This is a genomic window from Halomonas sp. ND22Bw, assembly GCF_003011945.1.
GTDB classification, from domain to species: domain Bacteria; phylum Pseudomonadota; class Gammaproteobacteria; order Pseudomonadales; family Halomonadaceae; genus Halomonas; species Halomonas halophila.
The window spans coordinates 1-266 of the sequence record NZ_PXWD01001027.1 but is presented as its reverse complement, the minus strand read 5'-3'; the positions used below and the strand labels follow the sequence as shown (position 1 = coordinate 266).

The 266-nt window shown below is 38.7% G+C and carries 1 protein-coding gene; it reads right to left on the bottom strand.

The genetic code is table 11. The features are described from left to right. On the bottom strand, window positions 1-266 hold a 266-nt coding region (locus CVH10_RS21290), incomplete at both ends, for a hypothetical protein (protein WP_219924953.1).

The window sequence follows — 266 nt, the reverse complement described above, 5'->3', positions numbered from 1 at the left end:
CCGTTATTCTCAATGATATGACGACGAAGTTCTAAACGTTCTTGATGGTTTTCTGCTAAACGAATTGCTCGTTCAATATATTCATCTACCGTATTTGCAATTAACCATTCCGGTAAACCTAAACGTTTGAATAAGCTTTCATCGATATGCTCGTGGACTTCTGCACCCGTTTTACATACGCCCACTAAACCTAATGTCACCATATCAATAATGCCATTCGTGTTACCGAATGGGAATGGATTTACCATCATATCGCAGTTATGCAA